Annotated in this window: 18 protein-coding genes and 1 pseudogene; 9 read left to right on the forward strand and 10 right to left on the reverse strand. The window is 66.5% G+C overall.

Features of this window, described 5'->3' with window-relative positions:
- The 8 genes from RXV88_RS09940 (at position 1) to RXV88_RS09975 (ending at position 7,087) form a co-directional block, all read left to right on the forward strand.
- Positions 1-1,329: a TRAP transporter large permease gene (locus RXV88_RS09940; RefSeq protein ID WP_316292442.1), complete on the forward strand. Its 1,329-nt coding sequence runs from the start codon at positions 1-3 to the stop codon at positions 1,327-1,329.
- A gap of 10 nt (positions 1,330-1,339) precedes the next feature.
- Positions 1,340-2,647, forward strand: a complete 1,308-nt coding sequence (gene hisD, locus RXV88_RS09945; protein WP_316292444.1) for a histidinol dehydrogenase — start codon at positions 1,340-1,342, stop codon at positions 2,645-2,647.
- The gene (locus tag RXV88_RS09950; protein ID WP_316292445.1) at positions 2,640-3,401 is read left to right on the forward strand and encodes an SDR family NAD(P)-dependent oxidoreductase; all 762 of its coding nucleotides are present in this window, start codon (positions 2,640-2,642) and stop codon (positions 3,399-3,401) included. Before hisD ends, RXV88_RS09950 begins: the two co-directional genes overlap by 8 nt.
- Positions 3,398-4,393: a zinc-dependent alcohol dehydrogenase gene (locus tag RXV88_RS09955; protein ID WP_316292446.1), complete on the forward strand. Its 996-nt coding sequence runs from the start codon at positions 3,398-3,400 to the stop codon at positions 4,391-4,393. Before RXV88_RS09950 ends, RXV88_RS09955 begins: the two co-directional genes overlap by 4 nt.
- 28 nt (positions 4,394-4,421) lie before the next feature.
- Positions 4,422-4,832 (forward strand): universal stress protein, encoded by a 411-nt coding sequence (locus RXV88_RS09960; protein ID WP_316292448.1) that lies wholly within the window; start codon positions 4,422-4,424, stop codon positions 4,830-4,832.
- A 77-nt stretch (positions 4,833-4,909) separates the two neighbouring features.
- The gene (locus RXV88_RS09965; RefSeq protein ID WP_316292449.1) at positions 4,910-5,416 is read left to right on the forward strand and encodes a thiamine pyrophosphate-binding protein; all 507 of its coding nucleotides are present in this window, start codon (positions 4,910-4,912) and stop codon (positions 5,414-5,416) included.
- Positions 5,413-5,967, forward strand: a complete 555-nt coding sequence (gene comE / locus RXV88_RS09970) for a sulfopyruvate decarboxylase subunit beta (protein WP_316292450.1) — start codon at positions 5,413-5,415, stop codon at positions 5,965-5,967. Before RXV88_RS09965 ends, comE begins: the two co-directional genes overlap by 4 nt.
- 4 nt (positions 5,968-5,971) lie before the next feature.
- Positions 5,972-7,087 (forward strand): alpha-hydroxy acid oxidase, encoded by a 1,116-nt coding sequence (locus tag RXV88_RS09975; protein ID WP_316292452.1) that lies wholly within the window; start codon positions 5,972-5,974, stop codon positions 7,085-7,087.
- Here RXV88_RS09975 and RXV88_RS09980 read toward each other — a convergent pair.
- The 8 genes and pseudogenes from RXV88_RS09980 to RXV88_RS10015 all read right to left on the reverse strand — a co-directional run bounded on the left by RXV88_RS09980 (position 7,077) and on the right by RXV88_RS10015 (position 15,742).
- A complete protein-coding gene (locus tag RXV88_RS09980) occupies positions 7,077-8,555 on the reverse strand; it encodes a mannitol dehydrogenase family protein (RefSeq protein ID WP_316292454.1) in 1,479 nt (492 codons plus the stop codon). The two genes, RXV88_RS09975 and RXV88_RS09980, sit on opposite strands and share 11 nt — an antisense overlap.
- A complete protein-coding gene (locus tag RXV88_RS09985) occupies positions 8,543-9,316 on the reverse strand; it encodes an L-iditol 2-dehydrogenase (protein WP_316292455.1) in 774 nt (257 codons plus the stop codon). Before RXV88_RS09985 ends, RXV88_RS09980 begins: the two co-directional genes overlap by 13 nt.
- The gene (locus RXV88_RS09990; protein WP_316292457.1) at positions 9,313-10,317 is read right to left on the reverse strand and encodes an ABC transporter ATP-binding protein; all 1,005 of its coding nucleotides are present in this window, start codon (positions 10,315-10,317) and stop codon (positions 9,313-9,315) included. The genes RXV88_RS09985 and RXV88_RS09990 overlap by 4 nt, the downstream gene beginning before the upstream one ends.
- Before the next feature lie 10 nt (positions 10,318-10,327).
- Complete coding sequence (locus RXV88_RS09995; protein WP_316292459.1) at positions 10,328-11,158, reverse strand: carbohydrate ABC transporter permease; 831 nt, start codon at positions 11,156-11,158, stop codon at positions 10,328-10,330.
- Between the two features lie 12 nt (positions 11,159-11,170).
- The gene (locus tag RXV88_RS10000) at positions 11,171-12,076 is read right to left on the reverse strand and encodes a sugar ABC transporter permease (protein WP_316292460.1); all 906 of its coding nucleotides are present in this window, start codon (positions 12,074-12,076) and stop codon (positions 11,171-11,173) included.
- 110 nt (positions 12,077-12,186) lie between these two features.
- A complete protein-coding gene (locus RXV88_RS10005) occupies positions 12,187-13,494 on the reverse strand; it encodes a sugar ABC transporter substrate-binding protein (RefSeq protein WP_316292461.1) in 1,308 nt (435 codons plus the stop codon).
- Positions 13,495-13,589: 95 nt separating this feature from the next.
- Complete coding sequence (locus tag RXV88_RS10010) at positions 13,590-14,621, reverse strand: LacI family DNA-binding transcriptional regulator (RefSeq protein WP_316292462.1); 1,032 nt, start codon at positions 14,619-14,621, stop codon at positions 13,590-13,592.
- Positions 14,622-14,713: 92 nt separating this feature from the next.
- A pseudogene (locus RXV88_RS10015) lies at positions 14,714-15,742 on the reverse strand (zinc-dependent alcohol dehydrogenase family protein).
- Positions 15,743-15,873: 131 nt separating this feature from the next.
- On the opposite strand from RXV88_RS10015, the gene RXV88_RS10020 reads away from it, so the two are divergent.
- Positions 15,874-16,671, forward strand: a complete 798-nt coding sequence (locus tag RXV88_RS10020) for a L,D-transpeptidase family protein (protein ID WP_316292464.1) — start codon at positions 15,874-15,876, stop codon at positions 16,669-16,671.
- On the opposite strand, the gene RXV88_RS10025 is transcribed toward RXV88_RS10020, so the two are convergent.
- Both RXV88_RS10025 and RXV88_RS10030 read right to left on the reverse strand, forming a co-directional pair.
- Positions 16,638-18,191, reverse strand: a complete 1,554-nt coding sequence (locus RXV88_RS10025; RefSeq protein WP_316292466.1) for an AAA family ATPase — start codon at positions 18,189-18,191, stop codon at positions 16,638-16,640. The two genes, RXV88_RS10020 and RXV88_RS10025, sit on opposite strands and share 34 nt — an antisense overlap.
- Positions 18,192-18,273: 82 nt before the next feature.
- On the reverse strand, positions 18,274-21,303 hold the full coding sequence (locus RXV88_RS10030) for a hypothetical protein (protein WP_316292467.1): 3,030 nt from the start codon (positions 21,301-21,303) through the stop codon (positions 18,274-18,276).
- Between the last annotated feature and the right edge of the window lie 72 nt (positions 21,304-21,375).

A 21,375-nucleotide genomic window follows, 5' to 3' on the forward strand; every position in this document is an offset into this window, starting at 1 on the left:
ATGCTTTGGCAACAACTCAATCAGACCGTCGAGCTGGGGTGGGATTTCTATATTCCGGTGATCATGTTCGTGGGTCTCATCGCGCTTGCGGTGCCGGTCTGGGCCGCCATCGGCGCGGCCGCAATCACCATGCTGATCATGTCCGGCGACATGCCGCTGTCGGCGGTGGGCGAGAGCCTCTTTACCGGCATCGACGCCTTTGCGCTGACGGCCGTGCCGCTCTTCATCCTGACCGGCGACGTGCTGGTGCGCACGGGGCTGAGCCGAAAATTCCTCGACGTGGCCGAGGCGCTGACGCAATTCGCCAAGGGCGGGTTCGGGTCGGCCACCGTTCTGGTCTGCGGCATGTTCGCCGCGATCTCGGGCTCGGACGCGGCGGGGGCCGCCGCCGTGGGCCGGATGACCATCGACCGCCTGGTCGAGAGCGGCTATCCGCGCCCCTATGCCTGCGCGCTGGTGGCGGCGGGGGCCTGTACAGGTATCCTGATCCCGCCCTCCATCGCCTATATCATCATCGGTCTGGTGCTGGGCATATCTGCCTCGACGCTGTTCCTGGCGGCGCTGATCCCCGGTATCTGCATCCTGGTGTCGATCCTGATCACCAACATCGTGGTCAACCGGATCTACGGTTACGAGGGCGGCGGCAACATCACCTTTGGCGAATACCTGGCGAACCTCTTGGCGGCGCTGAAATCTGGCTGGTATGCGTTCATCGTGCCGGGGATCATTTTCTACGGCATCTTCTCGGGCCGACTGACCCCGACCGAGGCGGGCGCGACCGCCGTCGTGGTGACCATCGCCATGGGCTTCATCCTGCGCACCCTCAGACTGAGCGATTTCCCGGCGATGCTGCTGGGCTCGGCCAAGGTCAACGGCGTGATCCTGCCGATCATCGCCTTTTCCGCCCCGCTGGCCGAGGCGCTGGCGATCATGGGCGTGCCGCAGGGCTTCGTGACCGCCGTCACAGGCCTCACGGATGAGCCCTGGGTACTGATCCTTCTGATGATCGGCATTCTGATCGCGGCGGGCTGCGTGATGGAAACCACGCCCAACATCGTGATCCTGGCGCCGATCCTCAAGCCGCTGGCCGACAACATCGGGATGAACGAGATTCAGTTCTGCATCATGATGATCACGGCGCTGGGGGTGGGCTTTATCACGCCGCCGCTGGGGCTGAACCTGTTCGTGGTGTCGGGCATCACCGGGGAATCCATCCTCAAGATCGCGGCCCGCGCGGTGCCCTTCGTCTTCTTCATGCTTCTGGTCGTGCTGATGATCGCCTACATCCCGGCGCTCTCGACGACCTTCCTTCCAGACATCTACAAATAGGACCCTTTCAATGGCGCGAGAGTACCTGAAAAAAGCGACGCTGACCTCGAAATCCGGGGCATCCGACGTTACTGCGACGGTGCAAGGCATCCTCGACGAGATCGAGGCCGGCGGCGACGCGGCGGCGCTGGACTATGCCAAGAAGTTCGACAAGTACGAAGGCACCATCCTGCTGACCGACGAAGAGATCGCCGCCGCCGCGGCGCTGGTGCCGGAAAAGCTCAAGGCCGACATCCGCTTTGCGCATGACAACGTGCGCCGCTTCGCCGAGGCACAGAAATCGACAATGACCGATGTCGAGGTCGAGATCGTGCCGGGCCTGATCGCGGGCCAGAAGGTGATCCCGGTGGATGCGGCGGGCTGCTATGTGCCCGGCGGGCGCTACAGCCACATCGCCAGCGCGATCATGACCGTGACCACCGCCAAGGTGGCGGGCTGCAAGCACATCACGGCCTGTTCGCCCCCGCGCCCTGACGTGGGCGTCGCCCCGGCGATCGTCTATGCCGCGCATGTCTGCGGTGCCGACAAGATCATGGCGATGGGCGGCGTGCAGGGCGTGGCGGCCATGGCCTTCGGTCTCTTTGGCCTGCCCAAGGCGAATATCCTCGTCGGACCGGGCAACCAGTTCGTCGCCGAGGCCAAGCGCACCCTCTTCGGTCGCGTCGGCATCGACATGATCGCGGGCCCCACCGACAGCCTGATCCTGGCGGATTCCACCGCCGATCCGCTGATCGTGGCCACCGACCTGGTGGGGCAGGCCGAGCACGGCTACAACTCGCCGGTCTGGCTGGTGACGGACGACCGCGCGCTGGCCGAAGAGGTCATGCGCCTGGTGCCGACGCTGATCGACGACCTTCCGGATGTGAACCGCGAGAACGCCACCGCCGCCTGGCGCGATTACGCCGAGGTGATCCTTTGCCCCGACCGCGAGGAAATGGCCGCGACCTCGGACGATTACGCGCCCGAGCACCTGACCGTGCAGGCGCAGGATCTGGACTGGTGGCTGAACCGGCTGACCTGCTACGGCTCGCTCTTTCTGGGCGAGGAAACCACCGTGGCCTTCGGCGACAAGGCCAGCGGCACCAACCACGTGCTGCCGACCTCTGGGGCGGCGACCTATACCGGCGGTCTGTCGGTGCACAAGTACATGAAGATCGTCACCTGGCAGCGCGCCACCCGCGAAGGCTCCAAGCCCGTTGCCGAGGCGACCGCGCGCATCTCGCGGCTCGAAGGGATGGAGGGCCACGCCCGCACCGCCGATGTGCGGCTGGCGAAATACTTCCCCGGCGAAAACTTCGATCTGAGCGCCGATGGCTGACCCCCGCGCCCTTTTCGACCTGACGGGCCGCGTGGCCTGTGTGACCGGGGCCAGTTCCGGCCTCGGGCGTCATGCCGCGGCCGCGCTGGCCGCTGCGGGCGCGCAGGTCGTGGGTGTGGCGCGCCGCGCCGAGGCGCTTGACGTGCTCAAGGCCGAGGTCGGGGACGGTGTGGCGGCGGTGGCCGCCGATCTGTCGGACCGCGACGGTCTGGCGGATGTGGCCCGGGCCATCGCGGCACCCTTCGGCGCGCCGGATATCGTCGTGCATGCGGCGGGGCTTAACACCCGCCAACCCGCCGACGATGTGACGCCCGAAGGCTGGGACGCGACGCTGGCCATCAACCTGACCGCGCCGTTCTTTCTCAGCCAGGCGCTGGTGCCGGCGATGAAGGCCAAGGGCTGGGGGCGGATCGTCAACTTTGCATCGCTGCAGACCTGGCGCGCCTTTCCCGGCGGCATCGCCTATGGCGCGTCCAAGGCCGGGGTGGCGCAGATGACCCGCGCCATGGCCGAGGCCTGGTCGCCCAGCGGCATCACCGCCAACGCCATCGGGCCGGGGTTCTTTCCGACCGAACTGACCGAGGCGGTGTTCGCCGACCCGGACCGCGCCGCGCGCAACGCGGCGCAGACCTGCATCGGGCGCAACGGCACCATGGCGGACATGGACGGCCCGCTGCTTTTCCTCTGCTCGGAGGCGTCGGGATACGTCACCGGGCAGGTTCTGATGGTCGACGGAGGGTTCACCGCGAAATGAAAGCGCTGGTCTATGACGCACCCGAAACGCTGGTCTACCGCGACGCGCCCGATCCGACGCCAGGCGCGGGCGAGCACCTTGTGCGCATCGACGCGGTGGGGATCTGCGGGTCGGACATGCACGCCTATCTGGGCCACGACAACCGCCGGCCCGCGCCGCTGATCCTGGGTCACGAGGCGGCGGGCGTGGTCACCGGCGGGCCGATGGACGGCCGCCGTGTCACGATCAACCCGCTGGTCACCTGCGGCACCTGTCCGGCCTGCGTGGCGGGGCGCGACAACCTGTGTTCCACGCGGCAGATCATCTCGATGCCCCCGCGCGAGGGCGCCTTTGCCGAATGGGTCGCCATGCCCGAGCGCAACCTCGTCACCGTGCCGGACGGCGTGCCGCTGGCCAAGGCCGCGCTGGCCGAGCCCATCGCCTGCGGCTGGCACACGGTACGGCTGTCGCTGGCGGCGTTGGGAGAGGACCCCGGCGGACTGCGGGCGCTGGTGATCGGCGGCGGAGCGATCGGGCTGGGTGCGGCGCTCAGCCTGACGGCGCAGGGCGTCGGCGACGTCACCATCCTGGAACCGAACCCGGCGCGGCGCGCGCATCTGCAGCTGCATTGCGACCAGAACGCGGTGGACCCCGAAAAGCTCGAACCCGACGCGATGTTCGATTTGGTGATCGACGGGGTCGGCTATGCCGCCACCCGCGCCACCGCCTCGGCCCATGCGCGGCCGGGCGGGGTGATCGGCCATATCGGGCTGGGGCAGGACGAAGGCGGGCTCGACGTGCGGCGCATGACGCTGCAAGAGATCACCTTCATCGGCACCTATACCTACACCGCCGAGGATTTCCGCCAGACCGCCGCCGCCATCTTCGATGGCCGTCTGGGCGCGCTCGACTGGACCGAAACCCGGCCGCTCGCCGATGGCGCGCGTGCCTTTGCCGACATCCGTTCCGGGGCCGCCGCGGCCCCGAAGATCATTCTCGACCCCGCGGGCTGACCGCCCGCCAACCGACAGGAGTGGCCCGATGTATTCCAAAATCCTGGTTCCCATGGCGCTCGATCATGGCTTTGGCGACACCGCGCTCGACGTGGCGCGCAAGCTGTTGTCCGAGGGCGGCACCATCACCGCGCTGCACGTCTACGAGGCGCCGCAGGGCTCGGTAAGCGCCTATCTCGACGAAGAGGCCGTGCGCGCGTCTTTCCTGGCGGTCCAGAAGCGGCTCGAGGAGCGCATGAAGGATCAGCCCGGCGTGACGCCGGTCACGATCAAGGGCCACAGCGGCCGGACGATCATCGACTACGCCGAGAAAGAGGGCGCGGATCTGATCATCATGGGCTCGCACCGGCCCGGGCTGATCGACTATCTGCTGGGCTCGACCGCCGCGCGTGTGGTGCGCCACGCGCCCTGCGCGGTGCATGTCCTGCGCCATCCCTGACACCCGCACATTCTCATCCGTTTCACTTCGCCTTGCCGGGGCATCCCGCCGAAGGCACAGCATAGGAAGACCAAACCTTGGATATCAGCAAAAGGATCGTGGACGACTTCGTGGCCAACGATGTGTCGTTCATCACAACGGTGCCGTGCAAACAGCTTGCCGGCGTCATCGACGAGGTCGAGGCCCGGCCCGAAATCCACCATGTCCCCTCGAACAAGGAAGACGAGGGCATGGGGCTTTGCGCCGGGGCCTTCATGGGCGGCAAGCGGCCCGCGATCATCATGCAGAACACCGCCATCGGCGTGACCATCAACACGCTGGCCACCCTGACCCAGTTCTACCGGATGCCGCTGCCCATGCTGATCAGCTATCGCGGCGAGCTGCGCGAACCGGTGGCCTGCCAGGTGGAAATGGCCGTGCACACCAAGGCGCTTCTGGCGCAGATGCATATCCCGACCTACCACTTCCACTGGCAGAAGGATGTCGAAGAGCTCGACAACATCCTGAAATACACCTTCATGTGCAACAAGCCCGTCGCGATCCTGACCGACGCCAATTTCTGGGGAGGCTACGGCGACCAATGATCCGTTCCGAAATCCTGCGCGAGATCGCGCCGATCCTTAATCCGCACCTTGTCGTCTGCAACATCGGCCTGCCCAGCCAGGAATTGCACATGATCGACGACAACGAGCGCAATTTCTACATGCTGGGCACCATGGGGCTGTCGTCCTCGATCGGTCTCGGCCTTGCGCTGGCGCAAGACAAGACCGTCATCTCGATCGACGGCGACGGGTCGGTGCTGACCAACCTCGGCACGCTGCCCACCATCGCCAACAACGTGGCGGACAATTACATCCTGCTGGTCATCGACAACGGCTCTTACGGCTCGACCGGCGACCAGCCGACCTATGCAGGCAAGAAGACCAAACTGGAAAACGTGGCCAAGGCCTGCGGCTGTGAAAACGTCGTGACCTGCCAGGCCGAAGAGACCGGCAAGGTCCTGCAAGAGGCCATCGACAGCAAGAAGATGACCGTGATCGTCGCCAAATGCGAGAGCGGCAACATCAAGCTGCCGGTGATCACCAAGGATCCGGTGGTGATCCGCGACCGGTTCATGACCGCCGTCGCGAGCTAGGGCCTTGGCCCCGGCGATCCATTCCAGCGCCGACGCCCGCCGCCTGGCGCGGCGTCGGCTGCCGTGGATGGTGTTCGATTACATCGACGGCGCGGCGGGGGGCGAGGCCGGGGCAGGGCGCGCCCGCGCGGCCTTTGACGCGCTGGAATTCCGCCCGCGCATCCTGCGCGACGTCAGCCAGCGGTCGCTGTCGGTGCCTCTCTTCGGGGGGCAGACCAAGGCCCCGTTCGGGATCAGCCCGATGGGCATGTGCAACCTGTCGGGCCCCGGCGCGGACATGATGCTGGCGCGGCTCGCGGCGCGCGAGAAGGTGCCGCTGGGGGTCTCGACCGTCGCCTCAACCGCGATGGAGCCCCTGATCGAAAAGGCCGAGGGCAACGCCTGGTTCCAGCTTTACTTCAGCGGCGACGGCACCGGCACCTTCAAGCTGGTGGAACGGGCGCGGGCGGCGGGCTACGAAACCCTGATCCTGACCGTCGACGTGCCCGAGGTCGGCCGCCGCCCGCGCGAGCTGCGGCATGGGTTCACCATGCCGTTCCGGATCGGGCCCTGGCAGTTCCTGGACTTCGCCCTGCACCCGCGCTGGTCGATCTCGTCACTGCTGGCGGGCAAGCCGCAGATGGCGAATTTCCAGATGGAGGGCTATGCCTTCGACCGCACCGAAAGCCGCGCCAAGGCCGATTGGGACACGCTGAAGCGGCTGCGCGACATGTGGCCGGGCAAGCTGGTCATCAAGGGCGTGCTGGATGTCGAGGACGCGCTGGCGCTCAAATCCGCCGGGGTCGATGCCATTCAGGTCTCAAGCCACGGCGCGCGCCAGCTGGAAGGCGCGCCCGCGCCCATCGCCATGCTGGATCCGATCCGCCAGGCGGTCGGCCCCGACATGCCGCTCTTTTACGACAGCGGTCTCAGGACGGGCGAGGATGTGCTCAAGGCCTATGCGCAGGGCGCGAATTTCACCTTCCTGGGCCGCATCCTGCAATTCGCCATCGCGGCGGGCGGTGAGGACGGGCTGAAAGAGCTCTGGCGCGTTCTGACCAGCGAGCTGAGCATCGCCATGGCGCAGGTGGGCCTTACCGGCCTGACCGGCGCGGCCGTGCGCGACGTTGTCAGGCGCTGAGATAGCTGCGCAGCGCCGCCTCTGTGCCGTCCGCCCAGATCATCCGCAGCCAGCGCGTGAAGGCCTCGGCAAAGCGCGGCTCGCCTTTCAGATCGCCGTAGATATGATCCTGCGCCAGCCAGGCGTTGGGGTCGTCTTTGGCGGCCAGCGCCGCCGCCTGAAGCGTGTCCCAGAACGGATCGTTGGGCTCGATCGTGGTGCCGTCCTCGCGGGTGCCGGCGCACATCCGCGCCCAAAGCGCCTCGACCAGCGCCAGCCCCTCGACCGGCACGCCACCGGCCAGGCCATCGCGCAGGATCGGCAGAAGGAACCCGGTGTGCCGCGACGAGCCGTCAAAGGCCACCCGGCGGGTCGTGTCGACAATGGCCGGGTTGGAAAACCGGCTGTCGATCAGGTCGACATAGGCCTCGGGCGTCATGCCGGGCACGGGTTTGACATGCGGGGCGATCTCGGTGCGTTCGACCTTGCGGAAGAAATCGCCGATCAGGGGGTGCGCCATGCAGTCCGAGATGGTCGGCACGGACAGGATCTCGCCCGGGTTGGCGATGACCTGGTGCCCGGCGTTGAGGATGCGGATCTTCATCGCCTCGTAGTCGTGCACATGGTCCGAGAACGTCGCCCCTGCAAGGTCCCAGGCCGGGCGTCCGGCGCAGAAATCGTCCTCGATCACCCATTGGCGAAAATTTTCATGCGTCACCGGCGCGGCATCGTCGATGCCAAAGCCCCGCGCCAGCGCGATTTCCTTGGGGCCGGTGGCGGGGACGATGCAATCGACCATGGAATTGGGGAAGGTGCAGTGCGTGTCGATCCACTCGGCCAGATCGGGGTCTGACATCCGGGCCAGAGACACCACGGTCTGGCGCAGGATCGCGCCGTTGCCTTGCAGATTGTCGCAACTTTGCCCGGTGAAGGGCCCCGCACCGCTGTCGCGCCGCCGCTTCAGCGCGGCGACCATCGCGCCGAAGGCCGTGCGCGGGGCGTCGGGATGCGCGGCGTCGTGCTGGATATCGGGATGCGCGGCGTCGAAGCGGCCCGAGACCGGATCGATGTAATAGCCGCCCTCGGTCACGGTCAGCGCCACGATGCGGATCTCGGGCTCGGCCATCTTGGCAATCAGCGGCCCGTTGCCCTCTTCGATGGGCAGATAGTCGATCATCGAGCCGATCACCTCGGCGGAGCTGCCGGATGGGTCGAGCTCGATCAGCGTGGTCAGGCAATCCTGCGCCAGCAGCTTTTCGCGCTGTGCTGCGTCGTAGGGGCGGACACCCGCACCGACGATGGCCCAGTCGTGATCGCGCCCCGTCTCGAACACCCGGTGCAGATACCAGGCCTGATGGCCGCGGTGAAAATTGCCCAGCCCGATATGCACGATCCCGGGGGTCAGTTCGTACCGGTCGTAGGTCGGGCGCTTGACCTCTGGAGGGAGGGCGGAAAGCGTGGCGTTCGACAGTTTCATCAGCTCATCCATTGGCCGCCATCGACGTTATAGGTTTGCGAGACGATGTAATTCGCCTCGTCCGAAGCCAGAAAGACCGCCATGCCGGTCAGATCCTCGGGGTTGGCGAAGCGCCCGTAGGGCACGCCCGCCTCGACCTCGGCCTTCTTCTGGCCCGGCGGCTTGCCTTCGAGCTTGGCGAACATGCTGTCCACATGTTCCCAATGCGCGCCGGCCACGACGCCCGGGGCGATGGCGTTCACGTTGATGCCGTGCTGGATCAGGTTCAGACCGGCCGATTGCGTCAGCGAGATTACCGCCGCCTTGGTCGAGCAATAGACGGCGACAAGGCTTTCGCCCCGGCGTCCGGCCTGGCTGGCCATGTTGATGATCTTGCCGCCGTGGCCCTGGGCGATCATCTGGCGCGCGGCGGCCTGCAGGGTAAAGAGCGTCCCCGCGACGTTGACCGAATACAACCGCTCATAGCTTTCGCGGGTGATGTCGACGATGTTGGCCGCATCGAAGAGCGCCGCGTTGTTGATCAGGATGTCGAGCTTGCCGCCCTCGGCCACGACCGCGGCGATGGCGGCGTCGATGCTGTCCTGCCGGGTGACATCCAGCTCGACGGCAAAGGCGGCGTCGCCGATTTCGGCCGCCGCTTCTTCGGCGGCGGCCAGGTTGATGTCGCCGATGGCCACCCGCGCGCCCTCGCGGACATAGGCGGCGGCAAAGGCCTTGCCGATGCCGCGCGCCGCGCCGGTGATCAACGTAACCTTGCCGTTCAGCCGTGTCATGCCAGCCGCATCCCGTCCTTGTCGAAGCGGTGCAGATGCTCGGCATCCGGCGTCAGGTAGACGGTGTCGCCATAGTGGATATCCACCTCGCCGCCCGCACGCACGGTCAGCGGATCGCCGAAGCCGTCGACGGTGACATGGAAGAACGTGTCGGAACCAAGATGCTCGGACACGCCGACCTTGCCTTTCCAGGCACCCTCGGTGGCCGACACCGCGATATGCTCGGGGCGGATGCCGATGGTCGCGGCGTCGTGCTTGGCGGCCTCCGGCCCCTCGACGAAATTCATTCGCGGCGAGCCGATGAACCCGGCCACGAACTTGTTGCGCGGGTTGCGGTAGAGCTCGAGCGGGCTGCCTACCTGCTCGATCACGCCAGCCTGCAGCACCACGATCTTGTCGGCCATGGTCATGGCCTCGACCTGGTCGTGGGTGACGTAGATCATCGTCGTCGCCAGGCGCTTGTGCAGCTCGGATATTTCCAGCCGCATCCCCACCCGCAGCGCCGCGTCGAGGTTCGACAGCGGTTCGTCAAAGAGGAAGGCCGCCGGTTCGCGCACGATGGCCCGGCCGATGGCGACGCGCTGTCGCTGGCCGCCCGACAGCTGGCCGGGGCGGCGGTCGATATAGTCGGTGAGGTTCAGCACCTCGGCCGCGCCGTTCACCCGGCGGTCGATCTCTGCCTGGTCGAGCTTGGCCATCTTCAGCGGGAAGGCGATGTTCTTGCGCACCGACATATGCGGATAAAGCGCGTAGGACTGGAACACCATCGCCAGACCGCGCTTGGCGGGGGGCAGTTCGGTGGCATCCTGACCGTCGATGCTGATCTGGCCGCCCGACACGTCCTCGAGCCCGGCGATCAGCCGCAGGAGGGTGGACTTGCCGCAGCCCGAGGGGCCCACGAACACCACGAACTCGCCGTCTTCGATGGTCAGGTCCAGCGGCGGAATGACTTCGACTTCGCCAAAGGCCTTCCGCACTTTTTCAAGAGTGATACGTCCCATTATACGTTCCTCACTTAACCGCGCCGAAGGTCAGGCCGCGGACGAGTTGTTTCTGGCTGAACCAGCCCATGATCAGGATCGGCGCAATGGCCATGGTCGAGGCCGCGCTGAGCTTGGCAAAGAAGAGGCCTTCGGGGCTGGAGTAGCTGGCGATGAAGGCGGTCAGCGGTGCCGCGTTGACCGCGGTCAGGTTAAGCGTCCAGAAGGCCTCGTTCCACGCCAGGATGAAGTTGAGCAGCACCGTCGAGGCGATCCCCGGAATGGCCATCGGCGTCAGTACATAGAGCACCTCTTCCTTCAGCCCGGCACCGTCCATCCGCGCGGCTTCCAGGATTTCGCCCGGGATTTCGCGGAAGTATGTGTAAAGCATCCAGACGATGATCGGCAGGTTGATCAGCATCATCACCACCACAAGGGCGATGCGGCTGTCGAGCACGCCGAGCTCGACGCAGATCAGGTAGATCGGATAAAGCACACCGACCGCCGGCAGCATCTTTGTCGACAGCATCCAAAGCAGAATGTCCTTGGTCCGCTTCGACGGGACGAAGGCCATGGACCAGGCCGCCGGCACCGCGATGATGATGCCGAGGATGGTCGAGCCGCCCGCGATGATCACCGAATTCCACAGGAACCGCACATAGTTCGAACGTTCCTGCACGATGGCGTAGTTTTCCAGCGTCCAGTCGAAGAACAGGAAGACCGGCGGGTTGCTGATGGCCTGGGCCTCGGTCTTGAAGCTGGTCAGGATGGTCCAGAGGATCGGGAAGAAGATGATGAACCCGATCGCCCATGCCAGCCCGGTATTGAGCGTCTTGCGACGGTTGGTGACAGCGCGTGCCATGATCGTCCCCCCTCAGGTGTCCAGGTTCTTGCCGACGATGCGCATCAGGAAGATGGCAACGATGTTGGCAAGGATGATGGCATAGACGCCGCCCGCCGATCCCAGCCCGACGTTCTGGCTTTCCAGAACCCGCTGGAAGATCAGGTAGGTCAGGGTCCGGGTGCCGAAGGCGCCGCCGGTGGTGACGAAGATCTCGGCGAAGACCGAAAGCAGAAAGATCGTCTGGATCAGGATCACGATGGTGACCGCCCGGCTCAGGTGCGGCAGGATGATGAACCAGAACCGCTTGAGCGGCGGCGCACCGTCCATCTCGGCGGCTTCAAGCTGCTCGCCATCCAGCGACTGGATCGCGGTCAGCAGGATCAGCGTCGCGAAAGGCAGCCACTGCCAGCTGACGATCATGATGATCGAGGGCAGCGAGGCCTCGGAGAGCCAGGCAATCGGCTCGGCCCCGAAAAAGCGCCACAGATGGGCGAAAAGACCGTTCACCGGGTCCATGAACATGTTCTTCCAGACCAGCGCCGACACGGTCGGCATGACGAAGAAGGGCGCGATCACGAGGATGCGCACGACACCCTGGCCCCACATCGGCTGATCCAGCAAGAGCGCCAGCAGGATGCCGAGGACAACGGTGATGAAGAGCACGCCCAGCACGATGACGAGGGTGGTCTGAACTGCCGGCCAGAACGAGCTGGAGCCGATGAACCGGCCGTAATTCTCGAACCCGACCCAGTCGAGGCTCGGGAAAAAGGTGAACCAGTCCCAGCCGCTCTCGATCTGATCGCCGCGCAGCGGCAGGAACTTCTTGAACGAGAACGTCAGCGTGAGAATGAGCGGGATCAGCATCCACCCCAGAAGCAGCACCACGGCGGGGGCCATCATCAATCGGGCGGCGGATCGGGAAGCTTTGGTAGCCATGAGGAGTCACCCCCTTCTTCGCGCCAATGCGCAGGGTCTGATGAAAGGGCAAAAATCGGAAATTGCGTGGGGGCGGCGGCATGCGCCGCCCCCGAACCGGTATGGAAACCTTAGCGGTAGCCCGCTGCTTCCATGGCCTCGTTGGTGATGGCCTGCGCCTTTTCAAGCGCCTCGTCGATGGACTGCTGGCCAGCGTAGACAGCCGAGAATTCCTGGCTGACTTCGGTTGCGATACCGGCGAATTCCGGGATGGCGACAAACTGGATGCCGACATAGGGCACCGGCTTGACCGTCGGATCCGTCGGATCGGCCGCGTTGATCGAGTCGAGCGTCATCTTGGCAAACGGGACTTCCTGGTACTCAGGCGTCTCGTAAAGCGAGGTGCGCGCACCCGGGGGCACGTTGGCCCAGCCTTCGTTCGCCGCAACCAGCTCGATGTAGTCTTTCGAGGTGGCCCATTCGATGAACTGCTTTGCCGCGTCAGCCTTTTGCGTACCGGCGGGGATCGCCAGCGCCCAGGCCCAGAGCCAGTTCGAACGCTTTTCGACACCTTCGGAATTCGGCGCCAGCGCAAAACCCACGCTGTCGGCCACGGTCGAGTCGTTGGGGTTGGTCACGAAGGACGCCGCCACAGTGGCGTCGATCCACATGCCGCACTTGCCCTGCTGGAACAGCGACAGGTTCTCGTTGAAGCCGTTGGTGGCATAGCCCTCGGGGCCGTAGCTGTTCATCAGGTCGACGTAGAATTCCAGCGCCGCTTTCCACTCGGGCTGATCGAACTGGGCGTTCCAATCCTCGTCGAACCAGCGCGCGCCGAACGAGTTCGCCGTCACGGTGATGAAGGCGCCGCCCTCACCCCAGCCGGCCTTGCCGCGCAGGCAGATGCCGTTGATGTCGTTTTCCGGGTCGTCCATCGCAGCCGCGGCTTCGCGGATGAACTGCCAGGTCGGCGCATCGGGCATTTCCAGACCGGCCTGTTCCATCAGGTCGGTGCGGTACATGATCATCGAGCTTTCGCCATAGAACGGGGCCGCATAAAGCGTGCCGTCGTTGCTCAGACCGTTGCGCATCGCGGGCAGGATATCGTCGACGTCGTATTCGGCGCTCAGATCGTCCAGCGGCACCAGCCAGCCGTTCGCACCCCAGATCGGTGTTTCGTACATGCCGATGGTCATGATGTCGAACTGGCCGCCCTTGGTGGTGATGTCGGTGGTCACGCGCTGACGCAGCACGTTTTCCTCGAGGGTGACCCACTCGACCTCGTGGCCGGTCTTGGCTGTGAAGTCATCGGTGTAACCCTGCATGCGGATCATGTCGCCGTTGTTCACGGTCGCGATGGTGATGGTTTCCGCGTGAGCTGCGCCGCCTGCAATCAGCGCAAGCGCAGAAGCCGCACAAAGTGCGTTCTTGAAAGACATCCGAATCCTCCCTGTCTTGGATGTTATGGCTTTACGGTAGTTGCAAATCTTCGCCCGCGTCAACAATTTTTTTACGCGCGCAAACTTTCGCGGATTCAGGCCGATTCCCGCAGGATCATCTTGGCGGGAAAGAGCGTTTCGGTCCGGGTGGCCAGCCGCCCGCCGCTTTCGATCACCTCGAGCAGCGTCTCGACGCTGCGATTCGCCACCGAATCGTAATCGTGCGCCGCCGTGGTTAGCGGCGGGCAGGTGAATTTCGAAAACGGGTGGTCGTCGTTCGACGCCACGCGGATCGCACAGCCTTCGCCCGAACCGACGTTGATGCCCAGAGCGTAACAGGCCGACAGGAAGCCGATCGCCAAACGGTCGTTGCTGCACAGGATCGAGTTGGTCGGCAGGGACCCGTCCTGCAGCACCTTCAGCGCGCCGCGCCGCCCGATGTCCTCGAAGGCCCAGCCTTCGCCCTCGGCCTTGACGATGTGCGGCTCAAAGCCGAGGCGGTCCATCATCTTGATATAGGCCAGCCGCCGCTTGTTCGCGTTGGGGTTGGCGGGGATGCGCATCTCGAAGAAGGCCGGCGGTTCGCCGGTGCGGGTCAGATATTCGACGGTCTGCGAGACAAAGCTGAAATTGTCCGACCCGACAAAGGCTTCGCCGATCCCCTCGATGTTGCTATCGAAAAGAACCGTGGGCACGTCGCGGCAGAATCGCTCGACCTGGGACCGGTCCGACGCGCGGCCCAGCGGCGCCATCAGCACCCCTGCGGGGCGCAGGTCGCGCAGCGCGTCGAGGATGTCATTCTCCAGCGCCTGCTGGCCATGCGCGCTGTAAAGCGTCGGGCGCAGCCCCGCCGCGATGCACCGCTGTTCGATGCGCCGGGCGATCTCGGCGAAGAAGGGATCGGCGAGGTAGGGCACCACGATACCCACATTCTTGGTCAGCCGCCGGTTCTGGTTCACTGCGAAAAGATTCGGGCGGTAATCGTACCGCTCGAGCGCCGCTTCGATGCGCGCGCGGGTGCTGTCGCGGACGCTGCTGGGGTCGTTGAAATATTTCGAGACGGTCGGACGCGAAATGCCGCTCACCGCGGCGAATTCTTCCATGTTTTTAATCTTGCTGAATTTCATGGTCTCGTCCGAAGGGGCGCGGGCCGGAGGGTCCGCAACTTCCCGCGCGTAAAGAAATCATATAGGAAGGTAGGCACTGCGCCCATGGTCCGTCAAGGGGCGGCACCCGATTGACCTGCACCGGGCACCAGAACCGCCGCACCCTGCAACCGGCCGCCGCGCAGATCGTCCAGCGCGTCGTTGGCCGCCTCCAGCGGATAGGCGGTGGTTTGCGTCTGTACATCCGCCTGATCGGCAAGAGGAAAGAACTCCTCCCCGTCGCGGCGGGTCAGGTTGGCGACCGACAGGATCCGCCGCTCGTGCCAGAGGTCGTGGTAGGGGAACGACGGGATGTCGCTCATGTGGATGCCGCCGCAGACAACGCTGCCGCCCTTGCGCAGGGCCTTCAGCGCCACGGGCACCAGCGCGCCGACGGGGGCAAAGAGGATCGCCGCGTCCAGCAGGACCGGCGCGGGCTGGTCCGACCCGCCGGCCCAGACCGCGCCGGTGTCGCGCGCGAAATCCTGTGCCGCGATGTCGCCCGGCCGGGTGAAAGCATAGACCTCGCGCCCCTGCCAGACGGCGATCTGCGCCAGGATATGCGCCGCCGCGCCGAAGCCGTAAAACCCCAGCCGCCGCGCATCCCCGGCCATGCGCAGGCTGCGGTAGCCGATCAGCCCGGCGCAGAGCAGCGGGGCCAGCGCCACCGGATCGCGGTCCTCGGGCAGGGGGAAGACATAGTGCGCGTCGGCCACGCATTGCTCGGCATAGCCGCCGTTGATCGTGTAGCCGGTAAAACCCGGCGCGTCGCAGAGGTTCTCGTGCCCCTCGAGGCAATAGGGGCAGGCGCCGCAGGTCGCTCCCAGCCAGGGCACGCCGACCCTTTAGCCCGGGGCAAAGCCGGTGACGCCGGCGCCAAGCTCGGCCACTCGCCCGACGATCTCGTGGCCGGGGATCAGCGGCAGCGCGGGCTCTGTCAGATCGCCATCGACGATGTGCAGGTCGGTGCGGCAGACGCCGCAGGCCTCGATGCGGATGCGCAGCTGGCCCGGCCCGGGCCGCGGCGCGTCCAGCCGTTCGGGGCGCAGCCTGCGCTCGCCGGCATGCAGAACCATCGCGCGCATCGTCACATCCTTTCGCATCCCTTCGCCCGCCCCCAGTCAAAGCGGCCCCGCCGCGCGCCGCATTGATTGACGTCAAATCGGCCCCGGCGGCACGGTGGTTAAATGGACGCAGCAGATAAAGCTTTTCGCCGGAAAGGAGCAGACCCCGAATGGCAGGCCCCCTATCCCTATTACGGCGCATCGTTCTCGCGGCGCTGACCCTGGTCTGCGCCTTTCTCATGGCGCTCGCCGCCGCCGCGCAGGAGGACGGCGCGGATCCGCCGCGCTCGGCCTTTCAGCGGTTGCTGGATCGCAACGCGATCCCCTATCGCGTGCCGCCTGTGGGCAAGGCGATCCTCGTCAACATCCCCGCCTTCGAGCTGGTCACGTTCCAGGACGGCACACCGGTCTTTCGCAGCAAGGTGATCGTGGGCACGCCGTGGAACCGCACGCCACGCCTCAGGACCTACACCACCGCCGTGCGCTTTCGCCCGACCTGGCGGCCCACCCCGTCGATGATCGCCAGCGGCGAGTATCGCGACAGGGTCTGGCCCGCGGGGCCGAGCAATCCGCTTGGGCTGGCGGCGGTGCGGATGCAGCCGGGGCTGCTGGTCTACATGCACGACACCAACCACCGCGAGCTGTTCGAGCGCGAAGAGCGGGCGCTGTCGCATGGCTGCATCCGGGTGCACCGCTGGGATGATCTGGTGGCCTGGGTGCTGGACATGCCGCTGGCCGAGGTGCACGCCCATGCCAACGGCACACGCACCTTCGATGCGCCCGCGCCGCCCATTCCGGTCCGGCTGGGATACTTCACGCTCTTTCCGGATGCCGATGGACAGATCGTCCAGCACGGCGACATCTACAACCTCGGCCGGTTCGGCGAGGCCGCGCCGAAGCCGGGGTCGGAGGTGATCGCGAAGGCGTCGCTGGATCAGCCGCTCAGCTGCGGATCGTCGGGCGGCTGACCGGCTCCTTCCTGTGCGTCAAGACAGGTGCGCGCCGCCGCGGCGCTGGTCTCGGGATCGCCCGAGGCATCGGCGCGGGGCCAGTCCCCGGGGGCCTTGGCCGAGGCGATCTGGGCGCGCAGCACAGCCTCGGTCGCGTCTGACGCGTCCGCCGCGCGGGTCCGGATGCGGCGGGCGAGGATGTCGGGCGGGGCGGTCAGCCAGACGGGCTGAAACGGCACACCCGCCCGCGCGGCGACCCGCGCCGCGGCGGCGCGGTCTTGCGCATCAAGGAACGTCGCGTCCAGAAGCGCCCCGTGCCCCGCCGCCAGCGCCTCTGCCGCGCGCGCGAAAAGCCGGACGTAGGTGCGTCGGCTGGCGGCCTCGGAATAGGCCGAGGGCGGCAGGGGCTCCAGCGGGGCCGCGCCGAAGAGCGCCTTGCGCTCGACATCGCTGCGCAGCACCAGCGCGCCGGGCGGCGGGCCGATCCCGGGCGCGATCAGCCGCGCGACCGTGGTCTTGCCGGTCCCCGACAGCCCGCCGATGGCCACCAGCCGGGGCGGCGGTGGGTCCAGGAAGGCATTGGCGTCGGTCAGGTAGGTGAGGGCGTTGCGCGTCAGCGTCGCGTCGCCTGTCAGCCGCCAGGTCTGCACATCGACCATGGCGCGGATGGCCGAGCGGATGCCCAGAAAGAGCGGCAGCGCGGCCAGCCCAGAGATATCGCCGGTGACCGACACATAGGCCGACAGCATCGCGTTGGCCTGCACACGCAGCCCCCGGTGCCAGAGGTCCATGATCAGGAACGCGAGGTCGTAATAGACATCGCAGGTGCCCAGCCGCTCGTCGAATTCCAGCGCGTCGAAGGGCACCGGCACGCCGTCGATCATCACCAGGTTCTTGAGGTGCAGATCGCCGTGGCAGCGCCGCACCCGGCCCTCGCCGCTGCGCCGGTCCAGCAGCGCCCGGTGGCGCTGCAGCTGCGCCCGGGCGGCCATGCTGAAATGCGCGACAGGATCCGCGCCCAGCGTGTCGGTCATGCCGGCAAAGACGCGCTCCAGCTCTTCGATGATCTCGTGGATCAGCACCGCGCCTTCGCCGGTCCGCAGGACCTCTGCCGCGGCGTGATAGCCCGCGACCGAGCGCCCCAGCGCGTCGGCTATGGGAATGGTCAGCCCGCCGGCCTCGGCGATATTGGCCAGCTCGTCCTTTGCCGGAAAGCGGCGCATGACCAGCACGTATTCCACCGGATCGCCCGGCCCGTCGAGCGCCAGCGCGCCAGAGCTGTCGCGGGTGATCGGCACGACGCGGTCGTAGATCGTCGGGGCGGCGGGCTTGTTCAGCGCCAGTTCGCGGCGCAGCACCGCCTCGCGCGCAGCAAGCGACAGGAAATCCAGATAATCGTATTTCACCGCCCGCTTGATCTTGTAGGCGTGGCCGCCCGCAAGAAAGACGATGGCGCTGTGGGTCTGGATCACCTCGACCGGCCCGGCGATGCCGTGGCTCTGAGGATCGGACAGAAAGGCGATGACCGGCTCCTGCATCCGGGCCTCCAACATCGGTATCGGCCCTGAGCGTAGCAAGGCGGCCCGCGGGCCGCCTTGACCGAAGTCAGAACCCGAGGCGTCAACTTGGCCGGTCCCTGTCGGGCCAGCGCAGGGTGTAGGTGACGCCGCCAACCGGTTCGCCGCGGATCCTTTGCGTGAAATGCACCGCGCGGGTGGGGCGCAACGCTGCCTTGATCTCGAGCTTGACGTGCTTCGGCCTCCGGCGCGCGCGGTGCCGGACGGTGACCCAGACGCCGGTCAGGGTACCGTCCTCGGTGTTCAGCTCGCCCTCGAACCGGCCCTGAAGCTTGCGGTCCCTGCGCCGCAGCCGCCCGGCGAGAAAGCCCTCGACATGCACGGTCCGGCGCGGCGCCACCTGTCTGACGGTGCGGACGTCGCTCAGTTCGGCGTCGAACCAGGCGCCGTTCAGCAGATCGCCCGCGATCCGGCCCGTCACAGCGCCGTCGAAGGGCGGGCGGAACCAGTCGGCGTCACGCAGGGGCGCCTCGACCTTCCAGTGCAGCGCGACCTCTTCGCCGGGCTCCAGCCGCCGGTCCTTGAGATCGCCGGGGCCTTCGAAATGCAGCCGCACGCCGTCGGGCAGGGCGCGGTCGTCGATCTCGAGATCGAGCGGCACCGACTCCTTTTCCCAGTTGGCGACGATGAAACGGATGCCCAGCCCGTCGGCCAGCGACAGCGGGGTATAGCTGACGTTGGATTGCACCCGGTAGGGGCAATCGTTGTCGTGATTGGCGGCCCCGGCGACCTCGATCTCGGCGCGGAGGCAGAAGTGGTCGACACCGGCCACGATTTCCGACGCGGGCAGGAACCACTTGACCGCCTGGCTTGCCGGCGGGCTGGCGGGGTTGGCGATGTTCATCGAGCCCGCCGCCAGCGTCGGGATGGTCAGTACGCAATCGGTGCCGGTGCTGTCCTGGCAGGGTTTCCACGCGGTCGAGCTGGGCGGCAGTGCTGTGCCGTGAGCGCGGAAGTAGAACCGGACGACGACGTTGGTCAGGTCCTGATCGCCGATGTTGCGCACCCGCGCGAAAAGGTCGTTTTCCGCCCCCACATCGGCGTCGTATTCCACCCCCGACCCGTTGTTGACGAACAGATCCGGCGACCGCCACCAATGCGCGGGAAATCCCAGGTAGGGGCGCGAATGCTTCCAGGCGACGGTCCAGGGCAACATGCAGGCCTCGCCGCCGTAGCTCTGCTTGACGAAAGAGCTGTCGAACGGGAAAAGCCCCACCGCGTAGAACGCCCGCCGCAGCATGTCGTATTCACAGCTGCGCGTGTCGCCCGCCGCCGCCTCGGCCGCGTCCAGGATCAGGTTGGCGGCCTCGATCATTGTCTGCACGCCGGTGGAGTTGGCCGGGATGCTGTCGAAATAATCTGTCACCGCGTCATGCATGACGGCGAAGATATTGGCGTTGCCCGCGCCGGGCACGGGGATCAGCTCGGCCGGGCGGCTGGTGCGTTCGTGCACGCCGCCTTGCCCGGCCAGGAACAGCGCGTGCGACAGGATGGTCGAGTTGGAATAGGGCGCGCCCGCGCCGACCCGGTCGTCGTAGTGATCGACATAGGCGGACCCGCTTTTCGTGTCGGTGCTGCGCGGATATTCGATGCGCCGGAAGGGCCGGTCGTTGCGGCAGGCCCCATCGGGCCAGAGCCCCGGCGCGGTCCATTGCCCGGTGCGCAGACCGGCGGCGGAATCCGACAGGCCTTCGTGGAGAGCGCGGTGCCAGCCGCCGGTTTCCAGGTAACCGGGGTCTCCGGCGCTGTCGACCGACCCGAAATAGGTCACCGCGTGCTGGTATTCATGCGCAAAGATCCCCGGATCGCCCGCCATGAAATCCATCGCCACCGACCCGCCCGAGCATTCGCCGTCATAAAACGCCAGATAGCCGAAATGCCGCCCCGACCCATCGACCCAGCGCCAGAAATAGGCGTTGTCGTCGATTCCGATATGCGCCGTCACGCGCACGTCGCAGGCCGATGTGCCCCATTCGCCGTTGTCGAAACCTTCCCAGCCCAGCCCGTCGTAATAACGATACGCCTCCTGCGCGAAGAAATGCGCGTCGGTTTCCGGCTGCTGGCTGTCCTCGCGATCGGTTCCGGTGCAGCTGGTGGTGGTGTCGTTCCAATGCCCGTCGGTGTCGGTCGAAAGATCGGTGCCGTTCTGCAGCTTGGTTTCCAGCCCGGAATCGCTGCCGCCGGCGTGGTGGGTGAAGATGTCGGTGGTGTTGGTGCGGTTGACCAGCAGGCGCTCGGCCATGTCCTCGCGCACCGCCAGAAGCGGGCGGGTGATATAGCCGCCGCCCTGCTGCAGGGTCGAGCGGCCATCCGCGGTCACGTCGGACCACACCCCGATCGGGCCGCCCTGATGGATCGTGCGCCCGGTCAGCAGATCGACCACCATGTCGACCATCTTGATGCTTTTGGTCGTCTCGCCGTTGACGCCCAGCCATTCGGTCGGCTGGTAGGCATAAAGCCGCAAGACATGCCGGAACTCGTCCTTTTGCGGGTAAAGCCAGTGCACCGGCGGCGCGTTCAGCGGAAAGTTCCGTTCTGCGATCCTGTCGTCGCCAAAGCCGGTCTCGATCTTGCGGTCGATGAATTTTGCGCCCGCCTCGTCGGCGCGCAGGTTGCGGATCAGCCGCCGGCGCAGGGTCTGTTCGCGCTGGCCGACATCCACGGGCCGGCCGCGGTATTCCAGCGGCGGCACGTCGACCTCGCGATACCCGCCGCTCTGGGCTCGGTAGACGCCCCTCTCGGCGTCGGCGTAAAGCACCAGGCTCGCGCAGTGGATCGGCAGACCCTTGGCCATCTGCATCGCGCGGATGCGCAGCCGGTCGTCCTTTGCGCCGCTCGCCTTAACAAAGCGCCAGACCTCGGCGCCGTTTTCCGGGCCGACCAGCGGGCCGAGCGCGTCGAGAAAGGCGTCAAGCACCGCCTCGGGCCGTTCGCGCACACGGTCGGGCGGCAGCAGCCGCCCGCTCAGCGCGCTGGCGATGCCGCGGACGTCGGTCCAGCGCACCGAGGCCGAAGTGTCGCGCTCGGTCAGCCGGTCGAGGATGTCGCGTTGCAGTCGGGTGACGTTTTCCACGTCTCTCCTCCCCTTGAGGATCATGCGTGTCGGGGGCGGGCGCGGCGCAGTCCCCTGCGCCGCGCTGTTTCG

The organism is Aestuariicoccus sp. MJ-SS9 (assembly GCF_032586235.1).
In the GTDB taxonomy this organism is placed as follows: Bacteria; Pseudomonadota; Alphaproteobacteria; order Rhodobacterales; family Rhodobacteraceae; genus Aestuariicoccus.

Bases quoted from the DNA above. Each gene is read 5' to 3' on its own strand.
- RXV88_RS09940 (WP_316292442.1), top strand. From the start codon at position 1: ATGCTTTGGCAACAACTCAATCAGACCGTCGAGCTGGGGTGGGATTTC.
- hisD (WP_316292444.1), top strand. From the start codon at position 1,340: ATGGCGCGAGAGTACCTGAAAAAAGCGACGCTGACCTCGAAATCCGGG.
- RXV88_RS09950 (WP_316292445.1), top strand. From the start codon at position 2,640: ATGGCTGACCCCCGCGCCCTTTTCGACCTGACGGGCCGCGTGGCCTGT.
- RXV88_RS09955 (WP_316292446.1), top strand. From the start codon at position 3,398: ATGAAAGCGCTGGTCTATGACGCACCCGAAACGCTGGTCTACCGCGAC.
- RXV88_RS09960 (WP_316292448.1), top strand. From the start codon at position 4,422: ATGTATTCCAAAATCCTGGTTCCCATGGCGCTCGATCATGGCTTTGGC.
- comE (WP_316292450.1), top strand. From the start codon at position 5,413: ATGATCCGTTCCGAAATCCTGCGCGAGATCGCGCCGATCCTTAATCCG.
- RXV88_RS09980 (WP_316292454.1), bottom strand. From the start codon at position 8,555: ATGGATGAGCTGATGAAACTGTCGAACGCCACGCTTTCCGCCCTCCCT.
- RXV88_RS09985 (WP_316292455.1), bottom strand. From the start codon at position 9,316: ATGACACGGCTGAACGGCAAGGTTACGTTGATCACCGGCGCGGCGCGC.
- RXV88_RS09990 (WP_316292457.1), bottom strand. From the start codon at position 10,317: ATGGGACGTATCACTCTTGAAAAAGTGCGGAAGGCCTTTGGCGAAGTC.
- RXV88_RS09995 (WP_316292459.1), bottom strand. From the start codon at position 11,158: ATGGCACGCGCTGTCACCAACCGTCGCAAGACGCTCAATACCGGGCTG.
- RXV88_RS10000 (WP_316292460.1), bottom strand. From the start codon at position 12,076: ATGGCTACCAAAGCTTCCCGATCCGCCGCCCGATTGATGATGGCCCCC.
- RXV88_RS10005 (WP_316292461.1), bottom strand. From the start codon at position 13,494: ATGTCTTTCAAGAACGCACTTTGTGCGGCTTCTGCGCTTGCGCTGATT.
- RXV88_RS10010 (WP_316292462.1), bottom strand. From the start codon at position 14,621: ATGAAATTCAGCAAGATTAAAAACATGGAAGAATTCGCCGCGGTGAGC.
- RXV88_RS10020 (WP_316292464.1), top strand. From the start codon at position 15,874: ATGGCAGGCCCCCTATCCCTATTACGGCGCATCGTTCTCGCGGCGCTG.
- RXV88_RS10025 (WP_316292466.1), bottom strand. From the start codon at position 18,191: ATGCAGGAGCCGGTCATCGCCTTTCTGTCCGATCCTCAGAGCCACGGC.